The sequence below is a fragment of the Exiguobacterium sp. s124 genome, assembly GCF_018617485.1.
Taxonomy (GTDB): Bacteria; Bacillota; Bacilli; order Exiguobacteriales; family Exiguobacteriaceae; genus Exiguobacterium; species Exiguobacterium aestuarii.
Genome location: NZ_JACSKH010000001.1, coordinates 71599 through 97892 on the forward strand (window position 1 = coordinate 71599; position 26294 = coordinate 97892).

26 protein-coding genes are annotated in these 26294 nt (G+C 47.2%); 9 read left to right on the forward strand and 17 right to left on the reverse strand.

Annotated features, from left to right (window positions below):
• Positions 1 to 2: 2 nt before the first annotated feature.
• The 8 genes from KNO85_RS00465 to KNO85_RS00500 all read right to left on the reverse strand — a co-directional run bounded on the left by KNO85_RS00465 (position 3) and on the right by KNO85_RS00500 (position 11921).
• A complete protein-coding gene (locus KNO85_RS00465) occupies positions 3 to 4418 on the reverse strand; it encodes an MFS transporter (RefSeq protein WP_214785971.1) in 4416 nt (1471 codons plus the stop codon).
• A 139-nt stretch (positions 4419 to 4557) separates the two neighbouring features.
• On the reverse strand, positions 4558 to 5460 hold the full coding sequence (locus KNO85_RS00470; protein WP_214785973.1) for a helix-turn-helix domain-containing protein: 903 nt from the start codon (positions 5458 to 5460) through the stop codon (positions 4558 to 4560).
• 78 nt (positions 5461 to 5538) lie between these two features.
• Positions 5539 to 6417 carry a DJ-1/PfpI family protein gene (locus tag KNO85_RS00475; RefSeq protein WP_214785975.1) on the reverse strand — a complete coding sequence of 293 codons (879 nt, stop codon included), beginning with the start codon at positions 6415 to 6417 and terminating at the stop codon, positions 5539 to 5541.
• A 16-nt stretch (positions 6418 to 6433) separates the two neighbouring features.
• Positions 6434 to 7252, reverse strand: coding sequence for an SDR family oxidoreductase (locus KNO85_RS00480; RefSeq protein WP_214785977.1), 819 nt, complete (start codon positions 7250 to 7252; stop codon positions 6434 to 6436).
• A gap of 251 nt (positions 7253 to 7503) precedes the next feature.
• Positions 7504 to 8124: an arylformamidase gene (gene kynB, locus KNO85_RS00485; protein ID WP_214785979.1), complete on the reverse strand. Its 621-nt coding sequence runs from the start codon at positions 8122 to 8124 to the stop codon at positions 7504 to 7506.
• A 15-nt stretch (positions 8125 to 8139) separates the two neighbouring features.
• Positions 8140 to 8979 carry a tryptophan 2,3-dioxygenase gene (gene kynA, locus KNO85_RS00490; protein WP_214785981.1) on the reverse strand — a complete coding sequence of 280 codons (840 nt, stop codon included), beginning with the start codon at positions 8977 to 8979 and terminating at the stop codon, positions 8140 to 8142.
• Between the two features lie 12 nt (positions 8980 to 8991).
• A complete protein-coding gene (gene kynU / locus KNO85_RS00495) occupies positions 8992 to 10266 on the reverse strand; it encodes a kynureninase (protein ID WP_214785983.1) in 1275 nt (424 codons plus the stop codon).
• Between the two features lie 140 nt (positions 10267 to 10406).
• A complete protein-coding gene (locus KNO85_RS00500; RefSeq protein WP_214785985.1) occupies positions 10407 to 11921 on the reverse strand; it encodes a glycine betaine uptake BCCT transporter in 1515 nt (504 codons plus the stop codon).
• Positions 11922 to 12054: 133 nt separating this feature from the next.
• Between KNO85_RS00500 and KNO85_RS00505 the strand changes: the two genes are divergently transcribed.
• Positions 12055 to 12903: a Cof-type HAD-IIB family hydrolase gene (locus KNO85_RS00505; protein WP_214785987.1), complete on the forward strand. Its 849-nt coding sequence runs from the start codon at positions 12055 to 12057 to the stop codon at positions 12901 to 12903.
• A gap of 569 nt (positions 12904 to 13472) precedes the next feature.
• A complete protein-coding gene (locus KNO85_RS00510; protein ID WP_214785989.1) occupies positions 13473 to 13637 on the forward strand; it encodes a hypothetical protein in 165 nt (54 codons plus the stop codon).
• 17 nt (positions 13638 to 13654) lie between these two features.
• Here the strand turns inward: KNO85_RS00510 and abc-f are convergent, their stop codons facing one another.
• Positions 13655 to 15499 carry a ribosomal protection-like ABC-F family protein gene (gene abc-f / locus KNO85_RS00515; protein ID WP_214785991.1) on the reverse strand — a complete coding sequence of 615 codons (1845 nt, stop codon included), beginning with the start codon at positions 15497 to 15499 and terminating at the stop codon, positions 13655 to 13657.
• 326 nt (positions 15500 to 15825) lie between these two features.
• On the opposite strand from abc-f, the gene KNO85_RS00520 reads away from it, so the two are divergent.
• On the forward strand, positions 15826 to 16725 hold the full coding sequence (locus KNO85_RS00520) for a DMT family transporter (RefSeq protein ID WP_214785993.1): 900 nt from the start codon (positions 15826 to 15828) through the stop codon (positions 16723 to 16725).
• A gap of 42 nt (positions 16726 to 16767) precedes the next feature.
• On the opposite strand, the gene KNO85_RS00525 is transcribed toward KNO85_RS00520, so the two are convergent.
• The 4 genes from KNO85_RS00525 to KNO85_RS00540 all read right to left on the reverse strand — a co-directional run bounded on the left by KNO85_RS00525 (position 16768) and on the right by KNO85_RS00540 (position 19216).
• The gene (locus KNO85_RS00525; protein ID WP_214785995.1) at positions 16768 to 16950 is read right to left on the reverse strand and encodes a hypothetical protein; all 183 of its coding nucleotides are present in this window, start codon (positions 16948 to 16950) and stop codon (positions 16768 to 16770) included.
• A 15-nt stretch (positions 16951 to 16965) separates the two neighbouring features.
• Entirely contained in the window at positions 16966 to 17871 is a 906-nt protein-coding gene (locus KNO85_RS00530) for a Gfo/Idh/MocA family protein (RefSeq protein WP_214785997.1), read from the reverse strand.
• 65 nt (positions 17872 to 17936) lie between these two features.
• On the reverse strand, positions 17937 to 18659 hold the full coding sequence (locus KNO85_RS00535) for an anti-sigma factor (RefSeq protein WP_214785999.1): 723 nt from the start codon (positions 18657 to 18659) through the stop codon (positions 17937 to 17939).
• The gene (locus tag KNO85_RS00540; RefSeq protein WP_214786001.1) at positions 18656 to 19216 is read right to left on the reverse strand and encodes an RNA polymerase sigma factor; all 561 of its coding nucleotides are present in this window, start codon (positions 19214 to 19216) and stop codon (positions 18656 to 18658) included. The genes KNO85_RS00535 and KNO85_RS00540 overlap by 4 nt, the downstream gene beginning before the upstream one ends.
• A 398-nt stretch (positions 19217 to 19614) precedes the next feature.
• On the opposite strand from KNO85_RS00540, the gene KNO85_RS00545 reads away from it, so the two are divergent.
• Positions 19615 to 20415, forward strand: a complete 801-nt coding sequence (locus KNO85_RS00545; RefSeq protein ID WP_214786003.1) for an HAD family hydrolase — start codon at positions 19615 to 19617, stop codon at positions 20413 to 20415.
• A 406-nt stretch (positions 20416 to 20821) separates the two neighbouring features.
• Here KNO85_RS00545 and KNO85_RS00555 read toward each other — a convergent pair whose 3' ends face one another.
• The gene (locus KNO85_RS00555; protein WP_214786007.1) at positions 20822 to 21037 is read right to left on the reverse strand and encodes a zinc ribbon domain-containing protein; all 216 of its coding nucleotides are present in this window, start codon (positions 21035 to 21037) and stop codon (positions 20822 to 20824) included.
• Positions 21038 to 21160: 123 nt separating this feature from the next.
• Here KNO85_RS00555 and KNO85_RS00560 point away from each other — a divergent pair, with 123 nt between their 5' ends.
• The 4 genes from KNO85_RS00560 (at position 21161) to KNO85_RS00575 (ending at position 23643) form a co-directional block, all read left to right on the forward strand.
• Complete coding sequence (locus KNO85_RS00560) at positions 21161 to 21394, forward strand: hypothetical protein (RefSeq protein ID WP_214786009.1); 234 nt, start codon at positions 21161 to 21163, stop codon at positions 21392 to 21394.
• Entirely contained in the window at positions 21391 to 21591 is a 201-nt protein-coding gene (locus KNO85_RS00565; RefSeq protein WP_214786011.1) for a hypothetical protein, read from the forward strand. The genes KNO85_RS00560 and KNO85_RS00565 overlap by 4 nt, the downstream gene beginning before the upstream one ends.
• Positions 21592 to 21741: 150 nt before the next feature.
• Positions 21742 to 23202: a UDP-N-acetylmuramoyl-L-alanyl-D-glutamate--2,6-diaminopimelate ligase gene (locus KNO85_RS00570; protein WP_214786013.1), complete on the forward strand. Its 1461-nt coding sequence runs from the start codon at positions 21742 to 21744 to the stop codon at positions 23200 to 23202.
• 96 nt (positions 23203 to 23298) lie between these two features.
• Positions 23299 to 23643 carry a YflT domain-containing protein gene (locus tag KNO85_RS00575; protein WP_214744836.1) on the forward strand — a complete coding sequence of 115 codons (345 nt, stop codon included), beginning with the start codon at positions 23299 to 23301 and terminating at the stop codon, positions 23641 to 23643.
• A 70-nt stretch (positions 23644 to 23713) separates the two neighbouring features.
• On the opposite strand, the gene KNO85_RS00580 is transcribed toward KNO85_RS00575, so the two are convergent.
• A complete protein-coding gene (locus KNO85_RS00580; RefSeq protein WP_214786015.1) occupies positions 23714 to 24706 on the reverse strand; it encodes an MDR family oxidoreductase in 993 nt (330 codons plus the stop codon).
• A 143-nt stretch (positions 24707 to 24849) separates the two neighbouring features.
• Here KNO85_RS00580 and KNO85_RS00585 point away from each other — a divergent pair, with 143 nt between their 5' ends.
• Complete coding sequence (locus tag KNO85_RS00585) at positions 24850 to 25272, forward strand: hypothetical protein (RefSeq protein ID WP_214786017.1); 423 nt, start codon at positions 24850 to 24852, stop codon at positions 25270 to 25272.
• An 18-nt stretch (positions 25273 to 25290) separates the two neighbouring features.
• On the opposite strand, the gene KNO85_RS00590 is transcribed toward KNO85_RS00585, so the two are convergent.
• Together KNO85_RS00590 and KNO85_RS00595 are read right to left on the reverse strand one after the other, a co-directional pair.
• A complete protein-coding gene (locus tag KNO85_RS00590) occupies positions 25291 to 25500 on the reverse strand; it encodes a hypothetical protein (RefSeq protein ID WP_214786019.1) in 210 nt (69 codons plus the stop codon).
• An 83-nt stretch (positions 25501 to 25583) separates the two neighbouring features.
• Positions 25584 to 26291 (reverse strand): SDR family NAD(P)-dependent oxidoreductase, encoded by a 708-nt coding sequence (locus tag KNO85_RS00595; protein WP_214786020.1) that lies wholly within the window; start codon positions 26289 to 26291, stop codon positions 25584 to 25586.
• Positions 26292 to 26294: the final 3 nt, after the last annotated feature.

Consider the following 26294-nt stretch of genomic DNA (forward strand, 5'->3'; position numbering starts at 1 on the left):
CGTCATCCTTTCTTGCATCGATGTCGCATCCGACGAAGGAACGGCTCTTCTTGTCGCGCGTTCCAATAGAAGAGGAACGAAAGCGGTGTGGCGAGTAACAGGAGGACCATGCCTGCGAAGTACACGAGACGTAAGACAGCATTCACCTGTACGTCACTTTCGGAAGACATGTACAGTTGTGTCACGCCGTTCAATGCGACTTCACCACGCTGCGCCCCCTCATCTGTCAAGAGTTCAAACAGCGGGGACGGAGAGTCGTTTAACGTGAATCGACCGAGCGAATCTTCGTGAGAGACCGTTCGTTTCATGACGCTTCGTTTCACATCGAGGGATTCTGCTTCTGTATTTGCGAGTAGTGGACGTTCCGTCACTTCTTCGACGGTCACTTGATCGGTCAGGAGAAGGTGATCGTAGCGGACGACATTCAAGTTTTTCATCTCGAGTCTCCCGGCATTTTCAATATTTCCCCGTGCCCAAATATGAAGCTGCATCGAGGCGGTTCCTTCTGGCGGAATCAAAATCTGTTCATAGTGGTTCCATGTCGATTTACGATATTCTTCCACTTCGCTGATAAAGTCAGTCCCAATCACGCGACGTTCCTCGTCGAGATAGTACATCTTCACGTGACGATTTCGAATCTGTTCGCTTCGTGCGTCAAAAGCAACCAAATATTCTCGGTCTGGGAGTGCTTCGATTTGTTCCGATGCGAAGATGTACCAGTCACAAGAACAAGTCGGTTCGTAGGATGCGATAAACGTATCGTCTTCTACTGTCGATTCGAACATATCGTCTGTAATAGACACACAAGTCGCACACGTGGCGGCAGCCTCAGGCGTCGCAAGTGGTTCAGTCACCACAATCTCGTTCGGGTCGAACTTTCGTAAATCCTCCAGCTCGATTCGTGATGGCACGCGACTTTCCACAGCTAGTTCGAGCGTGTACGATCCCGGTTCCATCTCAAATGTATTCGGTGTCCAACGTTTCATAGTCGGGTGGACGCCGTCGAGTTCCTGAAGTTTGTACGGGAAATCACGACGCAAGGAATCATATGTGACCGTCTTCGACCCGATCTCGGTTTTTACATCAGGCAGTTGCCGCATCGCCGTGACATCGATTGTTTCTTCTTGGACGACATCTTCGTCCTGAAGGAGACGCAAGCGGACCGTCCCATCTGTCGACACAGGCGGTGTCAGATTGATATGGAATCGATAATTACCGGGTTCTGCCACATCAATCGTACGAGACAATGTGCCGGACGTGAGTGAGACACCTTTCCCGAAACTGAGCGACGGATAGTTACGCTCGGATTGGATTGTGCCGCTATAATCAAAGTCTTGTTCTCCTTCGAGCACCATGAACGTATTCGTTGGTGCTAGTACGTTTTCGAGAGATTGCTGTAAAGATGTCCATTCGTCTTCGGGCAAGAAGACGATATTTTGAATCGCGTTAAAACCGACTGTATTCTCAACGGTGATGGTCGTCTCTTCCGTACCGACATCATGTATCCCGAGCGGTACCCATTCAAGACGTGCGCCCGTTTGCCGAGTCGTTTCGACGATTTGCTTGTCATCGTTGATGGTGACATCAAGCTGTCCGCCACTCTGATTCATCAAGACACGAGCGAATCCGATATAGCGACCCGGCGGTGTCTCTTTTGTGATGGAGAACGTATTCGGGACCATATGCGACTCGAAGCTCTCGATTTGTACATCGTGAACCCACCAATACGTCTTTCGTTCTGGTTTTTGATAACTCAATAAGTCGATGCGCATCGTCTCGGCCGCTCGTGGTGTCACGTATTCCCCGCGAAGGTGAATCCCGTCTAAATTTCCGGAATCTCTTGGTGCCACGACGTAGGTTTGGTCGATTTCTTCTCCGGATGCGTCAAAGAAGCGAACTTTGACGTGCAAGCGGTCGACGCCTCGACCTGATGCGACGATATCGAACCGATACGCGTTATTCGGGAGTGCCGGCAACAGACCGGACTTCGCGACTTGCCAAATATAGTTCGGGTCTCCTTTTGCGACCTCCGCTTGTAGAAGTGGTAAATCGTTCGTCGAAGACAATGGATTTGGGGACAGGTCAACGATATCCGGATTATCCGCTTTAAAGAACGTCTCATCCTCAAGCATCGAATTGAATGAAGCGACTTGCTTTGTCGGTAAGTCGTCGAGCTCGTACGGTGGGGCATCGATGCGGGCAGAAGCGAAAGATAATCCGACGCCGTCTCCGAAATCAAGGTCGAACGCAGGGTCTTTCACGCCTTGCGTCTGTTGATACCAACGCCAGTCACTGTTCGCGAAAAGAGTCTTGCCCCACGTGAGAAACGGATTGGCGGAATCAATCGCTTCGAACGGCTTCCAGTAATAGTCGTCCGGAACCTGGCTGAGGAGCATATCTTTTTGCTCAATCATCTCAATCGTGTCATCTGGACGAATCCACTCAAAGTCGTCGCTATGTCGCTGTGTCGTGAATAGAATCGATTGCTTCCCTTGCTCATATCCAGGCAGTGTCCCATATGTGATGGATCGATCGATTCCGTAAGGCGTCACGATGAGCTGGGGCACGGTCCGGTCGGTGAGCGGGGCGACGACATCGAATAAGGTGAACAGTCCGACTTGTTTCGTCCGCAGTAAGTCACGTTGCGAGGCAAGCATCTCTAAGTTGAACTGTTGACGTTCCTCCATCCCTAAATATTCATCTCGATACGCGAACTGGTTGACACCGAACACTTTGATTAAGTTGCTCGCCTCGTCTGAACGTCCTGTGTCGAGGAGATACTGAAGGAGCGAAAACAGATAGCGAATCGCAGGCGTAGATCCTTCATGATGGAACACCGTGTTTTCGAGAGAACTATACACATGGAAGTCCCCAGTCGGTTTGACCGTCTCACCGAGTGCGGGGTTTTGATTCCATTTTGGTGTCGCAACGCCGGTGATCGGCTGCGTCATCTCATCGGCAACAGGGAACTGAAGCCATTTCCCTTCGACCTCATTTTGGACGGTCGCATATTCTTCAGGCACATCGACGGGCTTATAAAAACCTTCCATATAGACGGTACGATACGGATGAATAAAGAGTGTCAATGCAACAAAGCTGCCGATGAAAAGGATGCCGCGATAGAGCGGTCGGGGAATTGCCTTGGACTGTCTGGCATCGACAATTCCAATCCCAAGTGCGAGCAGTAGACTGTAACTTACGATCAACAGCCCGACAAGTTTATTTGGGTCACGGAACATTGGACCAATCAACGGTGTGTACGTGACGAGCGCGACGAATGCAGTTGCTACCCATTCATATGTCCCGGTCGCAAAGATGATCAGACCAACGCCGAGTAAGCCGAAGAACAAGTGAATCGGTCGTTTATAGCTACCGAGAAAACCGATTGCGATGAAGAAGAGCAAGACACCACCCGCTACCCAAAACGTCAACGGTAGTGTATGCAAGTCAAACATCGGCCACCAGTAACTGATTGTATAGAGTACGTTCTCGATGGACGAGTTGCGACTGAACAACATCAACGTCTCGGTGACGTTAATATTATGTTGGGATGCCTGTGCTCCGAATAGGATGGAACCGACATACATAAAGAACCAGTAGCCGTTGAACAAGATAAACACGAATCCGACTGCCGTGATGAGCCGGACGTAGTAGAAGAAAAACGATTTGAATGGCAATGTCTTCCGTTCCGTCCAAAGCGTTTTGAGTACGATGAGACCGAGCATGATGCCCATATAAATGGCTGAGAAGAAAAAGTAATGAATCCCGGCCGACATGAACATGAACGTCACAGACAATCCGATGGCATCAATCCAGATTCTCGGGGAAAGTCGTTTACCGAATGAGAAATCAGGGTCCAGCTGCTTTCGGAATTTTGGGTCGAACAAGTTGAAGAAGAGTAGGAGTGCGAACGGGAATAATGCATACCCGCATAAAAGGTAAATGTGTTGGATACGTGTGATGATCCATGGATTCAACGCATAAAATAGACCGGCGAGCGTGAATGTCATGAGCGTCATCAATTGAAAATGTTTCGTGATATAAATCGAATGGAGTCGTTTGACGAGCGCATACATGCTGAGCGCCGACATAACAAGCAACGATAAAATGAATGATTTGATCAAAAACGGTCCAGATGCACCAAACAATAGACTCAGTCCATAAAGAGGTGCGATAAAGACAAGTCGAGGAACGTTCAACAATGTCGTCGTGCTCCATCGCTCATTCCAGGCACCAAAAATCTCTTCGATATAACGGTCAGACGATAGACCGAAAGCGATATCGCTAAAGACGACCATTCCCGGAGAAAACAGCGGGTACGCATAGACGAATATGCATAACATCATAATCGTCAAGGCGATGAGATCGTAACGGTACGTATGCAGACCGTTTCGTAGAGTGGATAAGATGCGTTGCAAGCCCGATCTGCCTCCTTTCATAACGTATGTCATCTATTTCGCCAAACGTCGGACTATCCCTGTCTAATCAAAAAAGAGACAGCCGATTCCGGCTATCTCTTTACGACATGGAGTTAATAGATTGATGAAAACTCTTCCATCAAATTAAACGATATTGAGAAGGGGTCATTCCTGTTTTGTTTTTAAAGAGTTTACTGAAGTACTGCGGATATTCAAAACCTAGTGTGTAGGCAATTTCACTAACAGAATGTGAGGTACTAAGAAGCTCGTTTTTGGCTCTATCGATTAACATATAATGAATATGTTCTTGTGCACTTTTCCCTGTTTCTTGCTTCAACATATCAGACAGGTAATCAGGGGACATCCCTATTTTATCAGCACATTGTTTTACAGTTGGAAGACCTAGATCGCTAGCTTTCCCGGAATCAAACCAATCTATGAGGTGAGCTTCAAACATTGATACAAGATCACTATTGTGAGCTGTCCTAGTAATAAATTGTCGACTATAAAATCTTTGGGAATAATTGAACAGTAGCTCTAGCTGTGACACAATGACTTCTTTCGTGAATACATCAATATTACTTGAATATTCTTCTCGAATTTGGTCAACTAATGCACTGATGATACTTTTTTCTTTTTCGGATAAATGGAGAGCTTCATGAACATTGTAGTGGAAAAAGGTATACTCAGACATTTTTTTTGCTAGTTTACTGTGACGTATCAGTTCTGGATGAAAGATCAACGCCCATCCGGAAGAGGTTGTATCATCAGTACTACTCATAGCTTGGTTGGGTCCGACGAACATCATTGACCCTTCACTAAAATCGTAAGTGTTTCTGCCATATTTCAACTGTCCGCAAGGGAAATCTTTTACACTTACCATATAAAAATCAAAAACTGCTAGTCCATCATTCTTTTCATTTGCACCTTCTTGAGGTTGAACATCCTCCCAATTGAAAATACTAATATGAGGATGTTTAGGCGGAGCTAGTCCAAGAAGCTTATGCATTTTACTTATTGATTCGATCCTAACAGTATTCATAATAATTCTCCTGATATGATTTATTTTTTCTTAAAATTCAATTCAAACGATTTTTAACATGGAGACTACCCATATTTATTATTGTGCCAGTTCCTTTAGTAAAGTATCAGCTACTAATTTTCCAAGTTGATCACATGCTCTAGGACTATCCCCGGAGTAGAGTTTTCGATCAACATGTACTGCGCCTTCAACTTTTTTATTAATAAAACTCAAACCTTGTTCAGAAAGTTTTTCACCTTGATACCAAGGTAGTTTTCCAGGCAAATATCCTAATGAAGGTGATTGTCTGTCAACACTGTCTGGGAAAATAGCCATCTTATAACCTCTGTATGGGTGAGGATCACTCGTATTTACTGATGCAGCCAAGAGTGCAGCCGGACCGTGGCAAACAGTGACCATATAACGGTCAGATTGATGAATCCAACGTATGAGTTTCCCAACATGTTCATTCGTTGGTAAACCAACCATCGAACCATGACCACCCGGTAAAAAGAGCGCTACATAGGGGGAGTCATCATTTAAGTCTCCGCGACCAACCATATCTTGAAGTGAGAGTGGTTGATCAAATTTCGATTTCTTTTCTCTCATAAATGCGAGAACTGCATGATCTTTTCGTGGGATCGACCATTGTTCTAGAACTGCAGATGAACCTGTTGGCGTCACTACATCAAAATCAAATCCTGCATTCGTTAAATGCATCAATGGAACCGCAGTCTCTTGAACGTTATTTCCAGTAGAAAATAAAGAACCGTTTTCCATCTTGAAGTAGCGTTCTTCCGTACAGAGCACTAATATTTTTTTATTCCCTTTGTATTTCCCGGCAACACGTTTGTTATGCGTATAGCCACTTTTTTTATCCACACCTAACAGTATTCCGAGTGGTGAAGGAATAAATCCTCGACCATTTTTTTCTTTAGTTGGGGCAATTCCTAGCGCTTTCTTTACAACTGTTGCCATTGCGACTCCTCCTTGATTATAAATCGTATGATTTTCTCATATACTCTACAAATTGCTCATCTGTTTCACTTGAGTATCGATTTCCCAATGTTGCTCTCGCATCATTTCCGGATATATAGCGCAACTGGTCGCTACCATCTGTTGCTGCTTCCCAAATAACATCCGCTACTTCTTGAGGGTTTTGGTTTCTAGAAGTATCCATATTGGACATTGCTTCTATGAATGACTCTATAAGTGGTTGATATTCCTCTAGACTTTCATCATTTGAAAAAACAAAAGATCTTCCGCTAAAATCTGTATTCACTCCACCTGGTTCAATGAGTTTGACCCGAACACCAAAAAGGCGTACTTCAAAATGTAATGCCTCGGAAAGTCCCTCGACAGCCCATTTTGAACCATGGTATAGAGAACCAAAAGGGAATGCCATTCGTCCTCCGATGGATGATACGTTTACTATTGTTCCATCTTTGTGTTCTCGCATGATAGGTAGTACTTCTTTAATGACTTCAGCTAATCCAAATAGATTTACATCAAATTGTCTTCTTAATACATCCATCGATGTAGCCTCTAGAGGACCATAAGCGCCATAACCTGCGTTGTTAATCAAAACATCTATTTTTCCAAAATGTTCTACTGTTTCTTTAACTGCACGCTTAATTGATTCTGAATCAAGTAAATCAAGCTTTGTGACAAGAACACCATCTCCTTCAAGGTCGGTGCCATCTTGTGTGTTTCTCATTGTAGCCACTACATTCCAACCTTCACCCTTGAAACGCTTCGCCGTCGCCTTCCCAATACCACTTGACGCACCTGTAATGAACACTGTTTTTTTCATATAAATCCTCCTTTTAAAAGTCCTATAACATTTCTTTTTATAAAATATTTTCAAAATGACATTTATTTATTCATATTATAATTTAGAAAAAAGTATGGCGTCTTATACGAATCTGATGAACTTCAATACAAATCCAGAATTTCAAATGATTTTCTGTACAACAAAAAGACGCTAATTCTCGAAACGTAAAGAGAATCAACGTCTTTTTAGACATGCTGCAATCACTTTTTCGTACCAGTCCAAAAACTCGTTCACATAGGGCGAAGCAGTGCGCGAACGGGGCTTCCGTCGCCTTCGACAATCGGGAGAGGGACGGCGTTCAAGTCATAATCTCCCGGTAAGATGTCGTCTAGGACGAGCCCTTCTAATATATGGACGCCATTTCGTGCTAACGCATGATGGGCGCTCATCTCTTTGCTGTCAATCGCATCAACGGATGGCAAATCGAGTCCAATCAAGAAAATCCCTAGTTCCCCGAGGCGATCGGCAAGAGACGGCGTCAGTTCAGGAATCGTCTCTGGAAAGACGCGTTTATCTGGCCAACCATCTGTCTTCAAAATGAGACGTTCGACCCCGGTCAAGTCATGACCGTCCAAGTCAGAAGCTTCAATTTTAGACTTATGCGGCAGATGAATGACGCGTGCCGGACCAATATAGAGGGAAGGGTCGAGATTGATGACGCGTTTTCCGTGATCATCGAAGTGGAAAGGTGCATCGATATGTGTCCCGACGTGTAAACTCATCGTCACTTTCCCGACATTGACCGAACCGCTCTGTGCCATCGGCCAAGCAATCTCGTACGAAAACTTCGTGTCTCCCGGCCATGTCGTCACGTCGGCATGAAGCGGTTGTGATACATCAATCCATGTCATTTCGTTCAGCTCCTCTTATAGTGATGTCCGGACCGTCCAAAGCTCAGGGAAGAAACGATGGTCAAGCACGCGGCGTAAGTAGTTCACGCCAGACGAACCGCCTGTCCCCATTTTCTGTCCGATGATTCGTTCCACAGTACTCATATGGTTGAAGCGCCACATCTGTTGCTGGCTACCGATATCGAGTAGCTTTTCACCTAATTCATATAAATCCCAATACGTCTCGACGTCTCGATAGACCTCGACCCACGCCTTCTCGACACTCTCGTTCCATTCCCAATCCTGTGTGACATCTCGTTCGAGCACGCTCGCATCAATCGACAGACCACGCCGATGCATTTCACGGACGGTCACATCATAAATGCTAGGGGCTTGAAGCGAGCCTTCGAGCAGTGGATACAGCTTTTCATCATGCGCATAAACACTGAGTGTGCGCGCGTTTTTAAAACCGAGCGCAAATTCGATTTGTCGGTTCTGGTAGGACTGAAAACCGGATGAAGAGCCGAGCTCGTCCCGGAACTCCAAATACTCTGCCGGAGTCAACGTCGCAAGGACGCCCCATGATTGGATCAGTTGCTGCTGAATCTTCGAGACACGGGCGAGCATCTTGAATGAGCGCTCGAGTTCCCCGTTCATGATAGCGGTTGTGGCCGCCGTCAATTCATGCAAGATGAGCTTCATCCATAACTCACTCGTCTGATGGATGATGATAAACAACATCTCATCATGGTGGTCGGAAAGACGATGCTGACTCGACAAAATTGGGTCGAGCTGAAGGTAGTCACCGTACGACATGTCTTTCGAGAAGTCGGTTTGAATCGTTTTTTCCACTTTATGTTCCATACGTTCACTCATGTCGGTTCCCCCTTATGCGACTACTTCACGGACGTTCTCGAACGCCTCATATTCTTTGTCATCCATGATTTTCTTCAACGTTACAATCACGTCATACACATCGGTGAACGTGTTATACAGTGCGACCGGTGCGAGACGAATGATATTCGGTGCCCGGAAATCTGGGATGATATGATGTTTCTTCAATGCTTTACAGATGCGTGCCGCCTCTGGGTGCTCAAGGCTCAAATGGGCACCGCGTTGACGTGTGTCCGTCGGGCTGCCGATAAAGAATCCGTGTGGTGCCAGCATGTCTTCGATCAAATCTATCATATACGTCGTGAGTGCGAGCGATTTTTGACGAATCGCTTCCATTCCGACCTCATTAAACATCTCGAGAGCGCCAAGTTGCGGAGCGAGACTCATGACGTGTGGCGTCCCGATTTGGAACGCACCGGCATGCTCAGCCGGTGTCATCGTATGGTCCATATCAAACTGTTTGTCTTTGCGTGAACCGAACCATCCAGCGAGTCCCGGTGCCGTGCCGAAGTGACGTTCATGTACGAATAAACCGCCTACCGTTCCTGGACCACCGTTCAAATGTTTGTAGTTGCACCAGTAAGCGAAGTCGACACCCCATTCATGGAAGTCGTGAGGGATGGCGCCGACGGAGTGACAAGCATCGAATCCAATTAAAATATCGCGTTCGTGCGCAGCTTTCGCTAGGCGAGGCATATCTAAAATTTGACCACTCCGATACAGGACGGTCGGTAACACGATGAGCGCAATCTCGTCGGTCATTGCGGCAATCAAATCGTCCTCTACTAAGAAGCGCCCGTCCGGACTGTCTACTTGAACGAGATGTTCTGATGGGTCGAGCCCGCGTAGTTCGAGCTGACTCTTCAAAGCATAAATATCAGACGGGAAGGTGAGGGCGTCTGCCAAAATCTTCGTACGCTTGCCTTCTGGCTTAAAGAAAGAGGCGACGAGTTGATGCAAGTTCACCGTCGTCGAACCGGTGACCATAACTTCTTCCGGCTTTCCACCGATGAGCGGCGCATTCAGTTCGGCCAACTCTTCGGACAAGTTGAACCAAGGGTGACGCCCCGACATCCAACCGTCAATCCCGAGCTCTTTCCAGTCTGCAAGCGATTCAAGGAGCGTGCGCTCGGCTCGTTTTGATAAGAGACCGAGTGAATTCCCATCCATATAGATCCCGTCTTCCGGTAAATAAAACTCTTCCCGATACGATGCGAGCGGGTCTTGTTTGTCTAGTTGTTGTGCGTAAGCACGTGTGAAATCTTTCATGTCCCCATTTTCCCCCTTTTAAAGCTGTGTACGTTGTCAAAATCGTAGCAATCGGACATAAGGAAGTCAATAAACAACGAGGTGGCGACGACTCAAACAAAAACCGCTCAAGCATGATCTTGAGCGGTGAAGAATGCGCCTTACTTTATTTTTCGTACATTCTCTTGTCGGAGTAACTTGAATAGTGTGAAGACCATCAAGAGAAGAATAATCGTAAAGGGCAAGGCAGAAATCAACGACGCAGTTTGAAGTCCTTCTAAGCCACTCGCAATCAATAGGACGGCAGCGATTCCTCCTAATAGAACACCCCAGGCGATTCGAACAGGGAGGGGAGGGTTTAGACTTCCGTTTGTCGTCATACTACTGATAATGTAGGTGGCGGAATCGGCCGACGTGATTAAGAACGTCAAAATTAATAGAATCGACAAGACGGACAGGATGAAACTGAACGGGAGCTCGGCAAACGTCACAAACAAAGCGCTCGTCACATCCGCATTGACGGCTTCGGCAATCGACGTCCCTTCGAATAAATCTAGATGTAGGGCAGTGCCACCGAATACGGCAATCCATAAGAGTGCGATGAACGGAGGAACGATGAGGACACCGACGATGAATTCACGGATGGTCCGTCCTCGTGAGACACGTGCGACGAACGCTCCGACGAACGGTGACCAGGCGATGGCCCATGCCCAGTAAAAGATGGTCCAATCCTGTACCCATGTCCCTTGCTGATACGGTTGTAACCGAAGACTATAACGAATGAAATTTTGTAAGTAGTCACCTAAGCCAAGGGTGAGGGTTTCTAAAATGAAGATGGTTGGACCGGCAAAGAAGACAAAGACCATCAAGACGAGGGCGGTCCCTAAATTGATATTACTCAACCATTTGATGCCACGATCGAGCCCAGTCGTCGTCGATGTTAAAAAGAGAGCAGTCAAGACGACGATGATGGCGACTTGCATCCAAGCGGTGTTTGGGAGCCCGAACACACTGTTTAGGCCACCGTTGATTTGAAGAACACCTAAACCAAGTGACGTCGCGACACCCATGACAGTGGCGATGACCGCTAAAATATCAATCGTCTGGTTCAATGGTTGTTTGTACGGTCGTTCTTTGATAAGCGGTGAGAGGCTAGTCGAGATGAGTCCATCCGCATTACGACGGAACTGGAAGTAGGCGATGATCAGTCCGACAATCGCAAAGACGGACCATTGACTGACACCCCAATGGAAGAACGAATAAGCCATCGCAAGACGTGCTCCCTCAACCGTCAGTGCTTCCGTATCCGCGTACGGTGGCGTAAAGAAATGACTCATCGGCTCGGCAACACCCCAAAAGACGAGTCCGACACCGAATCCAGCGGAGAATAACATGCCGATCCAGGTGAAGAACGGATATTGTGGACGATCGTCATCCTTTCCGAGACGGATTTTTCCGTATTTACTGAACGCTAAAAAGATTAAAAAGAGCACAAACAAGAAGACGGATAGTAAATAGAACCAACCGAACGAGCGAGTCGTAAAGTTGAAAATGGATCCTGCGATCGAAGCAAACGTGGTTGGAGCGATGGCTCCGAATAGAACGAGTAAGGCGATTAAACTTGCTGAAATGTAAAAGACGCGATTCAAACGTGGCTTTTGTGTAGAATCTTTCATAGATGTCTCCTTTCAAAAAATATTATGTAGCACTAATAAACCGTTCCCTAATCTCCACATTGCAAACAGGAAGCGCGTTTAATCGTGTTTTGTGGAGTTGAATCGGGAAAAGAAACAAAGAGGAGGGAATGCTATGAAATTGATTGCCATTGATTTAGATGGAACGCTGTTATCGCGCACCGGTGTGATTACAGAGGCGAACCAGGAAGCGATTCGTCGTCGGCAAGAGGATGGTGATATCGTCGCGATTTGTTCAGGACGCTCCATCCATGATATCGAGGAACTGTTGAAGAGAAGTGACCTCGTCTGTCCGATTTTGTCAGGTAACGGAGCAATCGGCTTTTATGAGAACGAGCGAATTTACTATCATGCGATGGACCAAACAGTTGTAGACGAGCTATGGGAGATTGCGAAGGCGGACGATGCGTACGTCGAATTTTATACAAATGCGGGAGTGAAGGTGCTCCGTTCGGGAAGCGACTTACTAAAGCGGGAACTTGATGAAGTATTGCCGCATGATCAATCGTTCACCCGCGAGTGGGCAGAACGTGAGATTGAGATTCAAAATGAGCAATTCGGTCTGACGTATATGGATTCGATGGAAGACATCGACTTTGCACGAGATGAGGTGTACAAGGTGTTTGTCTACTCGTTCGATCGCCAAAAGCTACATCGTTTGCGCAAAATCTATGAACCACGGAACGATATTTTAATTACCACGGCGGGGTGGACGAAAATTGAGATTGGACACCCACATGCGAGTAAAGGGGCAGCATTAAAACAGCTAGCGGAACATTATCAGATTTCGATGCGTGATGTCGTCGCAGTCGGAGACAATTTGAACGATGTGTCGATGTTTGAAGTGGCAGAGACGAGGATTGCGATGGGGAATGCTGTGGACCCGCTAAAAGATTTGAGCACACATATTACAAAAGATGTGGAAGAGGACGGGGTCGCTTACGCCCTGACGCATTATGTGTAAACAGGATTATGGAGAAATCGTGAACGAGGGTTGAACCACGCTTAAAACGGATATTGTATACATGTAACCATTCACTTTCTGAAATGAGTCGGGGAACGGGTAGGCACTTTCGTCACCTGTAGCTGATGGCAGAAGGCGGATGGGAAAGTCCATGTGAACGTGAATCGTGTATTCCAAACGATGATGCGTCGGCCTCTGCTTGCCATCCGAGCAAGCATACCAGACAGACTGTTTGTATAAGGAATTCCACATGATCCGCGTCAGAAGTGGACATCATAGGTGCCAAGTCCTGCCGTGCCCATTCAATCAAAACGGTCTACGAGTCACTTGTTCGATTTCATTTCGTTTGATGGAAGACGACTAGTGAGCCAATAGACAACGAACCGATTCGAATGATGCGTCACGCTGGCTTGGACATCTCTAGTCGAACCAAATCATAGATGGGACGGTCAATCGAGCGGGGCTTGGTTGGATGAAAGTCCGGGGACTAGAGAATCAAGAAAAGCGCCGAGTGAGGGCGCTTTTCTTGTGGTATCCTATGGGAGGAATGCAATCGATGGAGGGATGACATGCCAAAGCTATATTGGTTCGGGACGTTCCTTAGTGGAATGATTCTGTTGACGACGGGAACGATGGAAGGTCTTTATCGCCTACTCCCGATCGGGCTGATGGCCATCGCGGTCATCGGCTATCTCATACAGACTCGATTCGAGCAAAAGAAGCGGCGCCCTTGATTGGGTGCCGCTTCTCTTTATAGGGATTCGAGTAAACGTGTCATCACGTCATCGATTTCTATTTGCAGTGCATCGACTTGTTGCTGTAGCGCCATCAACTCATCAAGGTCGTTCAATTCGTTCATCTGCTCAAGCAATGCCCGGTGTTCCGTCTCTAATTGGGTCAAATGCACTTCCTCATCAATCGTAGCTGATGCAGATGTCGTCTGCTTCACCGATTTGGATGGTTTGACGGGTTCCGTTTTTGATTCCTCTTTCGGTTGTTGTCCCCGTTTTTCGAGGGCATAGGCGACGTTGCCTTCAAATCGTGTCATCGTCCCGTCAAGCCAATACGTGATCGGGAACAGCTTATTTAAGAAGTAACGATCGTGGGAGACGGTGACGACCGTTCCAGGGAATCGTTCGAGCGCTTCTTCAAGCGCCTCTCTCGATTCGATATCGAGGTGGTTCGTCGGCTCGTCTAGGACGAGGACATTGATTTCTTCATGGACGAGGATGGCGAGCATGAGTCGCATCTTCTCACCACCGCTCAAATTTGAGACAGGTTTAAACACGCTCGGTCCGTAGAACAAAAACTGGGCGAGGAGGTGTCTCGCTTTTCCTTCATCGACTGCAATCCGGTCTCGGAATGCTTCGATCAACCGATGTGATTCATCGAACGTGATATGTTGCGACAAATAGCCGATTTTGGCTTGGTCGGCGCGCCTTACGGTTCCGGTTTGCGGCATGACTTCACCGAGTAACATCTTCAAAAGTGAAGATTTCCCACTCCCGTTCGGTCCGACGATGGCGACACGTTCCCCATGCCCTGTATAAAAGTGCACGTCTTCAAATAAGGGACGGTCATAGACGAGTGTCACATCACTCACTTCGAAGACGTCACGTCCGGTCCGACCGTTCGTCGTGAAGTGGATGTTCGGTTGGTCGGCTTCGAGTTGTGGTTTCTTTATTCGTTCAATCCGTTCGAGTGCCTTTTCCATCGATTTGGCGCGACGATAAAATTTTTCGTTCGGTGGATGACCTTCGTTGGCCCATTGGCGCAATTGCCGAATCGTTTCTTTCATCTTTTTAATCTTCTTTTGTTGCTCGGTATACGCATGGAACTGGTCGAGTAGCTGCTTTTCTTTTTGTGCGACGAAATCCGTATAGTTGCCAGGATAACTCGTCAATTCCCCGTCTTCACATTCGACGATTCGCGTAGCAACCGCATCTAAGAAGACTCGGTCATGAGAGACGATGAGGAGCGCAGAGGCGTAATCCTGTAAATAGGATTCGAGCCACGTCATCGCTTCTAAATCCAAATGGTTCGTTGGTTCATCTAAAATGAGTAGCTCCGGCTCTTGAAGAAGCGCCAAGGCGAGACCGATTTTCGTTCGTTCCCCACCGCTCAACGTATCGAACGGTTGGTCCACGAATGAGGTCAGCTTTAGCCCGTCGATCATCGCACTGATTTTTGATTCGTAGACGTATCCGCCCGCATGTTCGAATTGTGCTTGGACGGTACCATACGATTCGAGAAGACGTTCGAGTTGTTCAGACGTCGCCATCTCCTGCTCGAGACGAGACATCTTCTCGCGAAGACTAAGCACGCCCTCGAAGGCAGTAAGGAGCACGTCGCGTCCGCTATGACCGGGATAGTCGGGAAGTTGGACTAAATAGCCGATGGAGAGTCGCTGCCGACGGTAAATTGTGCCGGCATCATGCTCTTCAGAGCCGACAATCATGCGTAACAGCGTCGTTTTGCCACTTCCGTTTCGGCCGACGAGCCCGACTCGTTCATTTTCGTTTATCAATAAATTCGTATCTGTGAGAACGGCGTGACCGCCATATTGTTTTTGAATGTGTTGAAGATCAATCAACATAATAGGTTCCTCCTAAGTTAGGGCCTATCAAAAAAACCGAGCGCAAAGAAGCGCTCGGTTTAGAGAGAGAGGCGCTTTGTCGTATATTCAGCAATGTCTAAAAAAGGACAGACGGGTCCCTTGATTAAGCGACATCGTGAAAAATCGCACGCAAAATGTACAAATGTTCAGTTGTCCAATGCGTACGTCCGACAAATTTCACCTTTCTCCCTCCTTTCCATTTATCTATGTCTTGATTGTAAGCGTTTTTCATACAGCTGACAACGAAAATAGAGGAAATCGAAGCGATGACGTCGTATATAGTCGCCATTGAGGGGGACGAGAGCATGAGGAAAGAATGGTTAGGGGCACTCAGTTTAACACTTGCGGCGAGTATATGGGGCGGGATGTATGTGGTCAGTAAGTATGCGCTCGCTTATATCGAACCGTTTACGTTCGTCTGGTTACGATATGCGGTCGCATTTACCGTGTTATTCGTTGTCTGGCTTCGGTTTGGACGGGAATCGATTCGGCGGACGGATTGGAAATGGATCGGACTCGTAGGTGTCATCGGGTATGTCGCCTCGATTTCGTTTCAATTTATCGGGACGAAGCTATCGGATGCGCATACCGGATCTCTCGTGACCGCAGCGACGCCGGCGTTCATGGTTTTATTCGCTCGAATTTTGTTGAAGGAACGATTGACCCCAGTCAAAATCGGGGCGCTCGGACTGGCGACGGTCGGTGTTCTCATTGTGGTTGGTTGGGAAGGGGAAGGGACGTATCGCTTAGGTAGTTTTATACTCGTATTAGCCGCCGTGACGTGGGCGCTCATGTCTATCTATGTAAAAATCGGAACACAGACTTTATCGACGTTGACGCTCACGACGTTTGCGATTGGAGTCGCCTGGTTGTTGATGACCCCTTTGATGAGTATGGAGGTCATGCAAAACGGCTTTCCGGAATTGAATGGTGTCCTTTGGCTCAGTGTCCTGTATATCGGTATCGTATCGACGGCAGGGGCGTTCTTCTTTTGGAACAAAGGGCTTGAGTTGATGGATGCGAGTGTCGGGTCACTCTTTTTCTTCTTTCAACCATTGGTCGGAGGGACGCTCGGATGGCTCGTCTTGAATGAGACGCTTCATCTGAATTTCTTTATTGGTGCCGGTTGTATCATGACGGCCGTGACGTGGTCGACGCTCGCAGAACGACGACAACAGCTGCCCATTTCAGAACGCAATCTTTAATCAAAACGGTCGCCCTCTAAAAATCGGGGCGACCGTTTTTGATTAAAAGCCGTGATGATCGAGCTTGTCTTGTTCGCGTTTCATTTCGAGTTGGAGACGTTGGATGGCAAGTTTCTCTTCCTCAATTTTTAGGCGACGCTCTTCGACACTGGCTTTTTTCATCTTGATTATTGTATCTGAACCAATTGCTGTAACAACGATGACCATAACCATAATAAAAACCATAGATTCTCCTCCTTATTAAGAGAATAAATTCGCAACAAGTCGCTGTGTCTCGAGGGCGACACGACCGTCTGTTTGAATCGGCGTATCATCGATGAGCGCAGAAAGGAAGTGGTCGATTGCCCCTTGGAATCCTCGCTGGGTGAGTGTCGTGTCCCACGATCCAAATGTTTCGACTTCATGTCGTCCATCTTTGAAGCGATGTAATGAGATCATCTCATCCACAGACAATCGTTCTCCGTTACGAACGATGGAGACGTGCTCATGGTTCGCGCCGGCCGAGCGATGCATCGATGTCGTGTGCATCCCATGCTCATCTTGCCAAACGTGGCGGGCGAAGCGGAGTTCCTGTTTGGCATTGACCTCGACTTGACCAGAAACAAGTCGAAGCTCGTTTCCGGCGAGAAAGCGTAACGTATCGACGACATGTAGATAGTCGTCAAGTAGCGTGAACGTCACATCATGAGGACCGATGCCGTCCTCTCGATGTTTCACCACATCAATCATATGCGCAGGTGACTCCTGTTGGAGACGTTTGTACATCGGGGCGAAGCGTCGATTGAATCCGACCATCAACTTGCGACCGAGCCGTTCGGCTTGCTCGACGAGTTGTTCCGCCTCATCCAATGTTGCTGCGAGCGGCTTATCGACATACACGTCGATTCCGCGCTCTAGTAAATACGATACGACGTCATAATGGGTTTCAGTCGAACTATGTACGAAGGCCGCATCGACCGATGAGGTGAGTTCACTTAGCGTATCGAACGAGGTCATCCGATACGTTTGGCAAATGCTCTCCCGTTTAGATTTATTCGGAGAAAAGGCACCGACCACGTCAACACGTGGGTGGTTCGCGAGGATCGGTACATACGCTTTTTGGGCAATGTTACCAAGTCCGACGATACCGATTTTAAGTTTTCCCATCCTATCCACTCCTTTGGTCCATCATAACAAAAAAAACCGGACGGCAGATGCGTCCGGTTAGGGAATTATAAACTCGCACTTAAGACCATTTCACCTTGTGGTGTCTCGTTTCCGCGATTCGGTTCTTTCGTGACGGCGACCGTATCCCAGTCGACGTCGACTTCATCCGAGTCGAGCGTATAGATGACGGTCCCGTTGCCTTTGTCGTCTGTGACGAAGGCGCCGGTCGGGATTGGGGCGTTATCTTTTAAGAGCCACACTTGGTACACTTCATTGTCGTCGAGTGAGGCTAAGCCGTTCGTTTGGACAATCAATTGAGTCGTACCGCCTTGCTCTGCAAGATAAGCGGTCCCTTCCGATTCACCCTCAAGTGGAATCGTTTCGGTCAATGCGATGCCAGGTGAGTCGGGTTGATTGGTGAGTAAATACCCGTTTCCAATCAAAGAGAGAAGGAGCGCTGCCGCGAGTGTGACCATTCCCCAGACAGGTACTTTCCGTTCTCGTTTTGTTTTGAAAGGTGTGACAGGTGGAACGGGATCAGATGTCACAGAAGATGTTACAGGTTCATTGTCTTCTTCTTCGAATACACGATCGAGGACACGTGCTTTCATGCCTCGGGGTGGTTCAATCGGAGTAGACAAGAACGCGACGCCACCGACGAGTGCTTCGAGTTGTTCGAGCTCTTCTTGACAATCTTTACACGAAGCCAGATGTTGTTCAAATTTCGCTCGCTCATCTTCTGATAGATGTTGGTTGAAATAGTCAATCAATTGGTCGCATGCGTTCATTGTTCTACCTCCTTTCCGATGAATTCATGGGATAACTGTTTCCTCAGTTGCTTCAGCGCTAGTCGGACCCTTCCTTTCACTGTACCAAGCGGGATGCCACATGCATCAGCAATCTTTTGCTGACTTAATCCTTGGAAGTACATGAGTCGGACGACTTGCTGTTGTTCGGCCGGAAGTGTCGCCATGGCCGTCTCGATTTGAGCGCGTTCTTCTTGCCATTCCACTTCTTTTTCAACGGATGGTGAGTCAGAAGGGATAGCCTCGGCGTAAGATTCATCTAATTGTAAATCAGGTTTACGCTTTCGAATCAAGTCGATGGCCACGTGGCGGCTCATCGTAAAGAGCCAAGACCTGAATTTGCCTTTCGAGTCATCATAGACGCCACCGCCGCGCCACAACTTGATAAATACTTCTTGCATGGCTTCTTCGGCTAAATCGCGATCCTTTGTCAGCTGTAGAACAAAGGCGTATAAAATTCGCTCATACCGATCATACAATATTTCGAGCGCTTCTTTGTCCTTTTGTCGGACACGCTCGTATAATTCTAAGTCAGTCATAACATACTCCTTTGCGCAGAAGGGATGTCCCTTGTATTGATCTAACGGACAAAATAGAAAAATGGATGACTATTTTGTGTGACTATTTATTGAACATGTTGATGATTGGCTTGGAAGTCTCGTATAAATGAACAATCGTAATTTCTCTGAAAAGGTATAGGTGATGGCGCTCAGCCCTACCGCTGTCACGAGCATCAATCCGATAGCGATCAAGGGAGAACTGACCGTTATCCAAAAGAAATAGGATCGAATGCCGAGTAGAAAAGCGAAAACAATGAAAAATCCTGTAATCAGGCTACTCACTTGGCAATATACTTGAAAGATACGTTGAATCATAAGATGCCTCCTCTGTTTCATTGTACTATAGGAGAAAGAGAAAACGATAAGGAGACGATACGATGAAGCGATTTACGAATGAAGGAAACATACTCATTTGTTTTGACTTTGATGAGACTTATTTTCCTCATGCATGTACGCCAGCTCAATTGGCATCCGTGCGTCGTCTTGAAGATTTTCTAGAGCGACATTCCTCCAAATTTTCGACAATGTGGGTGACGGGAAGCTCTCTAACGTCATTACATGAAAAAGTAAAAAGGGCGAATCTTCGCTTTTGGCCACATCGAATTGCTTCGAGTCTTGGGACGGAGCTCTATCGAATCGATGCGGACGGGACGTTTTTTGAAGATAGGATGTATCAACAGTCGTTCCCGAGCGATTTTGTGTCTCGTGTGGAACGCATCGTAGCACAAGTCGAACAAATGAGGATCGGTCTGGAAGAACAGCCAGGGAATGGGACAAGTCCTTGGATTCGGAGTTATTACATACGCCATCAACAATGGAAATGGAGAGAAGGCGTCCAAGTGCTAGCTGATGAAGAGGGCATTGCCGTCAATATGAGTCGATGCAATCCGAAAGCGGGTGACCCTGCTGATGCATTCGATGTCGATTTTTATCCGAAGCATGCGGGGAAAGTATCAAGCCTAGAATATGTATACGCCACTGCTTCCTTTTTACGAGAAGATACGTACGCTTTTGGTGACAGTGGGAACGACATTGGCATGTTGAAACATGTGGGGAACGGATATTTAGTGAACAATGCAACCGAACAAGCAAAACGAATGTATTCAAAGGTGACAACAAAATCTTATGCGGAAGGTATTTTAGATGTGCTAGAAACGGATGTTTCTTCTTTCATATGATGCAAAATTTGTTCTAACGAACGCATAAGGGTTGCACGCACTGTTTCTGTATGAGGTTCGAAGTTGAGGCGTTGTTGCCAGACGCGACAAAATAAGTCGGTTAAAGCCGCCTCAGCAGTCGCGGGATGATGATTTAAATGGAGCGCGTATCGATAGAGTAGATTTTCATAGCGAGCATATAAATGTTCTAGGGCTTGTCGATTCTTTAAACGGATTTGATCGATCAGGCGCTCGTCGAGTGTAGGAAGCATATGCAACTCCTTTCGCATGGAATGAGGATTCAACAGTAAAAAAGAATAAGGAACTTTACTTGGATAAAGCATCCTTTTTCTTATTTCACTAATTTGAGGTCATTCAAACAAAAGGATGTGAAAAACGGCAAACGAATATGCAACTACTTACCCATTCAAAACGTGTGATAGCAATTCGGACAAGTCTGTGCATCTCCTGGAGCACGTTTAAACGACGTTTTGCACTTCGGACAAGTGACGGTCTCACTCTGTTGATTAAACAAACTGCCACGGTTGAATAGAATATTGCGAAGGTTCGGTAACGCGAGTGCGGCGAAAATCATCGCGCCGAATAAAAAGACCGCTAAAATCAGTAACAAAACATAGGTCATGGTCTTCTTTCCTTTCTTGTTGAATTTCCTTCATCATAATCGAAATTTGAGTAAGCGAACAGCTTATCCATAGAAACAAGAACAAATGTTCTGTATAATGGAGTTAAAGGAGGGGAAAGCAGGATGAGAGAAGAATTGTTACGATGGATGCGTTCGGGTCTGGTCACGGAGATGGTATATGTGGATCGACATGGGGCGTTTTCAAAACGGCGGGTCAAATTGATTAAAATGCAAGGGGAACATGTCGTGGCGTGGGATTTGAATAAACGGGCTAGACGAACGTTTCGAATCGAACAAGTTCTTGCCTGTCTTCCTATCAACGAACGAGTGAGAAAGCGGAAGGTGGAGATTGGATGATTGCCTTACCGAAATTAGCTGCACCAGCCCGAAGAGCTCTGGCGTCAAAAGGAATCGAGTCCTTAAGTCAACTGTGTCACTATACGCGTCATGAGGTGGAAAATTGGCACGGAATCGGACCGAATGCCATCAACATCCTACAAATGGAGTTAACCAAACATCATCTCGCATTCAAAGAAGAGGAACCTAGTACGTGAAAGTGACGTCTAGGTTTTTTTCGTGAAGTGATTGCTTTTCATTGAAAACGGGAAGTAATATATTTGTCATCTCAATTGCCGTTAAAATCTAGTAACATGACGATAAGGTTTATACACCTAGCGACACCCATGAGAAAGGACGTACACAGCATGAGAACGAAACGTTTATCCGCCATTTTACAAAATGAGATGGATGACATGAAGCTTGATCCATGGGTGACCGGAGTCGAAACAGACTCCAGGAAGGTCAGTTCAGGGAATGTCTTTATTTGCATTCGCGGCTACACGGTCGATGGACACAAGTTTGCGGAAGACGCCGTGGCCAATGGTGCGAGTGCGGTCATCTCAGAATATCCACTCGATCTCGATGTACCGAATGTGGTTGTTGCCGATACGAAGCAGACGGCAGGAGCGGTTGCGAGTGTTTTTTATGACCATCCGTCTCATCGGATGCGCATATATGGTGTGACAGGAACGAATGGAAAAACAACAACAGCGACACTGACATACGATTTATTACGTCTTTCAGGACAACGCGCTGGAATCGTCAGTACGATTGGCGCTCGTTTTCTTAATCAGACGATTGAAACGGCCAATACGACTCCAGAAGCAGTCGTCTTACATCGTATTTTAGCGGATATGGTCGATGCTGGTGTCACGGATTGTGTGCTTGAAGTGTCATCACATGCATTGATGGAAGGCCGCGTGGCCGGAATCCATTTTCATGCAGCCGCCTTTACAAACTTGACGCATGATCATTTAGACTACCATCGTTCGATGGATGAATATGCCCGGGCGAAGGCGCGATTGTTTGAACAGGTAGAAGTGACGAATGGTGACGCGATCGTGTTAAATGCGGAAGACCAGGCTAGCCGAGTGATGGCTGAGTTTGCACCGACGCGCCGAGTCATTATGTATAGCACTAGAGAAGAAATAGAAGCCGATATTCAGGTCATTTGGCGAGAGGATACGGTTCTTGTTCATATGAAAGAATTTAAGCTAGAAGTACCCGTGCGATTTATGGGTGCGTTCAATGCGGCGAATTTGGCAGCAGCGATCGGACTCGTCTCAACATCTGATATGGCCCTTCGAAAGATTGTCTTGAATGTACCAGGACTGACGTTACCAAAAGGACGTCTCGAGCGCCTCGACACAGAGGATGCCGAAATCTATATCGATTATGCACACACCCCAGACGGTTTAGAGAAGTGTTTGTCCACGTTACAACAAGATGATGGGTCTCTCGTCGTCGTCTTAAGTGCGGCAGGAGACCGGGACCCGACGAAGCGTCAAGATATGGGGCGCATCGCGAGTCAATATTCGAACGAGGTCATCGTCACCGTACATGACGTCCGTATGGAGAACCCGAAACAAATCGTTGATGATTTAGTAAAAGGACTTCAGCCGAACGTGAATTACGTGACGTTTGAAGCGAGAGAAGATGCGCTTCGCCATGCCGCGATGCAAGCATTAAAAGGGAAGCGAGTCGTTGTCGTCGGTAAAGGACATGACCACGTCGAGCGAATCGGTCGACATTCGATTCCATTCAATGAATCGGATATTCTCTTGGAAGAATTGAAAAAACAAAAAGGGCAGGAACCTGCCGTTTAACAAAACGATGACGTTTGTCATCGTTTTTTAATGTGTGAAGACCATCAAAGAAGGCAATACATAATAGTGTAGTAGAATTGAAGGAGGAGAATAGACATGTCAGTTTTGTACAAAGAATTTACAAATGATGAAGAAGTCGTAACCGCCGTTCAATCGATGAAATCAAATGGGATAGATGAATCCAACATTTACGTCATCACACATGACGATGACAGAAGTAAACGTGTTGCGGACAACGCGGATGCGAACACCGTTTCTGCGAGTGACGTCGGCTTGGGGACAGCCGCTAAAAACATGTTCCGCAAAAAAGGGGACGAACTTCGCGCAGAGTTCCAAGAGCTCGGCTTCACGAAAGAAGAGTCGGAACGTTTAGAAGAAAAGTTAGATCAAGGAAAAGTGCTCGTCGTTGTGAAAGATGCACCGGCCGGCTTTACCATCTAATTCCACACCATGGAGAATAGAGAGAAAAAGAGGCTGAATCGCCAGAGCGATTCAGCCTTTTTTGATGTGCTTAGCGAAGACGGACAACGGTGCGACCGCTCAACTCGCCACGCATCATCGCTTCGGCGTGACGTGGGACGTCGTGTAACGGAATCTCATGGATCATGTCGTTCAACACTTTTGGATCAATGAGTTCCTCAAGGCGTTCCCATGCATTTGTACGGCGTGCCATCGGTTGCATGACCGAATCGATTCCAATCAGTTTCACCCCGCGTAGGATGAACGGATAGACGCTCGTCGGTAAATCTGCTCCTCCGACGAGACCGCATGCGGCGACCGCACCCTCGTAACGTGTTTGGCTTAAAATGTTGGCGAGGGTATTCCCGCCGACCGAATCGATGGCGGCATCAAAACGTTGTTTCGCCAGTGGACGAACCGGTCCTTCTAATTCGCTTCGGTCGATGATGGTCTCGACACCGAGTGAACGTAAGTAAGGTGAATCTGTTTTACCAGTAGAGGCGACGACGTGATAGCCAAGACGGCGAAGCAACGTGATGGCGAAGCTCCCAACTCCACCCGTCGCGCCTGTGACAAGCACTTCTTCACCCGGACGAACACCGGCATGCTCGAGTGCGTCAATGGACAACATGGCGGTGAGTCCTGGCGTTCCGATTGCGATGGCGTCCCTCATATTCATCCCTTTTGGTAATTTGACGAGCCAGTTACCAGGCACTTGGGCGTATTGACTGAAACCGCCGAAATGACGCTCTCCGATTCCGAAACCAGTGGCGATGACCTCATCGCCGACTTTGATGTCGAGATGGTCCGATTCGACGACGGTGCCTACGAATTCACAACCTGGAATGAACGGGTAATGGCTCACGATTTTACCTGATGACGTTAATCCGAGTGCGTCTTTATAATTCAATGCGGAGTAGTGAACTTCCACCAAGACGTTCCCATCCTCTTCTTTTGGAAGCACGTCAGCTTTTACTTCTTTCACTTCGGCATGAAGGTGTTCATCGTGCTGGTCGAGCACGAGTGCTTGGAATGACTCATTCATCTGCATAACCTCTTTTCCTATGGATGTTCTCACTCTAAGACTCTTTCCCGTACAAAATAAAATATATGCACGAATCTTTAGGGGGAATCGGGTAGAGAGTGGTACAATAGAGGGGATTCAAATTGCGTAAGGAGGAATGTAGTATGCGGCACGATGACTATGAGTTTGACGATGTAGAAGTAGAAGAAGGCGAATTGTTCAACGTATACGATATTCTCCCGCCAGACGGAACAATCCTCGAGATGGCAACCGCTGAAGAAATGGTTCGGGCGGCCGAATTAGAAGCGAAACACCATGCGCTTCAACGACTTCAGGACTCAAACTTCCAGCTATCAGGTGTTTCGTTTAAAGAACTCCTGACAGAATTTGAACGGTTTGAGCAAGAGTCAATGGAGTTTTGGACAGGGGTATATAACCGGTTACGCATTCCTTGGGCGTGGACGATTCGGATCGATGTGGCCAATGGCCCGATTCACGTCGTAAATGATCGCGATATTTTTATCGACGAAGATGACTTTGAAGAATATGATGTCGACGATTTATTAGATGAATACGAAGAAGACTGAATCAAAAACGTCTTTCCCTCATTCAGATGGGAAAGACGTTTTTTTGTCGTGAAACAGGTCGCTACGTACTCGGGCAAGCTCAGTTGCTCCGAAAAATAGTCCGACACTACACAATAGTGCGACCCCGCTCACCATCGCCCCGACGACAGCGGTATCCCCGATCATCGTGAACGACATCGTTAAACTGAACAAGCCAAATAACAGTAATCCTCCGGCAATGGTCTTCATCATGATCCACCCTTTCACATGTCTATGAAAGTAGTGTAGACGGTTTATCGGCAGTGGGGTTGTTTTATTTTTGACTAGGTAAATTATTTGATTAAGTCATAAATCGAATACGTCTTGCCATTTTCAAGGGGACGGTCAATCAACTGTTCGGCGAATACACGCGCGACCGTCTCGGGAGAACGGAGGCGTCCTTCTGTTTCGTATGAACGGAACTGTTCGAGGTCCGCGAACGCCTCTTCCGAAGAAGAACGAATCTCCGCTTGCATCGACGTATCCATCACACCGGGATTAAAGAGCGCCGCGCGATGCGGTGTACCGTCGAGTTCAAGTGCCAGCGTTTCCGTGAAATGGTCGAGTCCAGCTTTCGTACCACAGTACGCGCTCCAACCTGAAATCGGACGTTTGGCCGCACCAGACGTCACATGAATCAACTTGGTCGGTTTGTTAAAAGAGAGGACCGCATTCGCTAACAGCATCGGCGCGAGTAAGTTGGCGTGAACATGCGCCGTCACTTTCGTCCCATTCAACTGTCCGACACGATGAATCGGTTCGATCCATGCTGCATTTTGAACGAGAAGGATTGAATCGGCACTCTCGAATAGCGGAGTGATTTCTTCGATGGCTGTCTCGATTCCTGAGACGCTTGAGAGATCGACAGAACGTTGTTCGAACGTGACGTCTTCTGCCTTTGAGCGTGAGAGTCCGACAACTTCGTAACCTCGAGATTGTAGTTCTTGGGCGATGGCACGACCGAGACCACGCGATGCCCCAGTGACGAGAGCGAGTTTCATATA